The organism is Methylorubrum podarium (assembly GCF_022179745.1).
GTDB lineage: Bacteria > Pseudomonadota > Alphaproteobacteria > Rhizobiales > Beijerinckiaceae > Methylobacterium > Methylobacterium podarium.
In genome coordinates this window covers 1-1,695 of the sequence record NZ_BPRD01000487.1, presented here as the reverse complement: position 1 = coordinate 1,695, position 1,695 = coordinate 1, and the positions used below count along the sequence as shown (strand labels likewise).

Here is a 1,695-nt window from a genome sequence, read left to right as displayed (position 1 = left end):
GCGCCGCGCGGCCCGCGCCCCCGCGCTCCACGGATTGGCGCCGGGCGGGCGCACCACCAGGGTCGCGCCGCTGCCCTCGGCCATGGTCTCCAGGGCGGAGCAGGCCTCCGCCGTCACGATCACCGCGTCGCCCACGAGCCCGGCCGCCACGCCCGCGACGAGCGCGCTCAGCGTGTCGGCGAGGCACTCGATCGCGGCCGGGTCGGCGGATCGTGCCACGTGGATGAGGCCGGAGATCATGCGCGGCGAATAACCGATTTTACGCCCTCGCAAAGCCTTCGTCGCGCGGCCGTTCCCGCGGACGGCCCCGATTGCGGGAGAAAGCCGGGACCTTGCATGAAACTTGTGCATTCCGGCTTCCAATGTTCCTGTTATGTTCTTAAGGTGAGGAGGTTAAGGCAGTCGCGGATCGGTGGGCTTCGGCGTGGGTGACGGACGGACGCCGCTTCAGGGCAAGCGGGATCGCATCCCGCGCGGCAGCCCGCGGCAGGACGGCGGCCGGGTCGCCCCCGAGGCGCGGCGCGGGCGCGGGGCGACGATCAACCCGGACGGGCGCTTCGAGGCGACCCGGCACGAGGCGTTCGACGACGGCTGGCCGGAGGAGGCGGAGCGCGCCCGGCGCACCGAGGTGACGCCCGAGCGGGCCCGCCACATCATCACCCGCAACGCCTCGCCGGACATCCCGTTCGACCGCTCGATCAACCCCTATCGCGGCTGCGAGCACGGCTGCGTCTACTGCTTCGCCCGGCCGAACCACGGCTATGTCGGGCTCTCGCCGGGCCTCGATTTCGAGACGCGGCTTTTTTCCAAGCCCGATGCGGCGGCCCTCCTGGAGCGCGAATTGTCGGCGCCGGGCTACCGGCCGCGGACCATCGCGCTCGGCACCGCCACCGATCCCTACCAGCCGATCGAGCGCGGGCACGGCGTCACCCGCGCGGTGCTGGAGGTGCTGGCCCGGTTCCGCCACCCGGTCGGCATCGTCACCAAGTCGAACCTGATCCTGCGCGACCGCGATCGCCTCGCCGAGATGGCGGCGCAGGGTCTCGTGAAGGTGGCGATCTCGGTCACCACCCTCGATCCGGATCTGGCGCGGCGGATGGAGCCCCGCGCGCCGCATCCGCGCAAGCGCCTGGAGGCGATCCGCCTCCTCAGCGAGGCGGGCGTGCCGGTGATGGTGCTGACCGCCCCCGTCATCCCCTCGCTCAACGACCACGAGATCGAGGCGATCCTGGAGGCCGCCCGGGGCGCGGGGGCGCGGGAGGCCGGCTACGTGCTGCTGCGCCTGCCGCACGAACTCGACGACCTCGTCGGCGACTGGTTCACGGAGCATTATCCGGGGCGCAAGGCGCACGTCTTCTCCCTGCTGAGCGGAGCCCGCGGCGGCAAGGTCTACGACGCGGCCTTCGGCACGCGCATGATCGGCCAGGGCCCCTACGCCGACCTGATCCGGCGCCGCTTCGCCCTGGCCAAGCGGCGCCTCGGCTTCCCCGAGGAGCCGGTCCGGCAGACGACGGCGCTGTTCCGCGTGCCGCCGCGGGCGGGGGATCAGCTCGCCCTGTTCTGATCCGTCATCCGTTCGATCACTTCGGGCATCGCCTCTCTCCTCCCCCTTGTGGGGAGGAGGCAGGAGGTGGGGGTGGTGCCGGATCGAGCGCGGCGGTGCCGTCTGCACCACCCCCACCCCGAACCCCTCCC

At 72.4% G+C, this 1,695-nt stretch carries 1 protein-coding gene and 1 pseudogene; one reads left to right on the top strand and one right to left on the bottom strand.

Annotated features, from left to right (window positions below; all coding sequences use genetic code 11):
* A pseudogene (locus tag MFF42_RS21585) lies at positions 1-240 on the bottom strand (hypothetical protein); the annotation flags it as partial.
* Between the two features lie 172 nt (positions 241-412).
* Here MFF42_RS21585 and MFF42_RS21580 point away from each other — a divergent pair.
* Positions 413-1,564: a PA0069 family radical SAM protein gene (locus MFF42_RS21580; protein WP_238257631.1), complete on the top strand. Its 1,152-nt coding sequence runs from the start codon at positions 413-415 to the stop codon at positions 1,562-1,564.
* Positions 1,565-1,695: the final 131 nt, after the last annotated feature.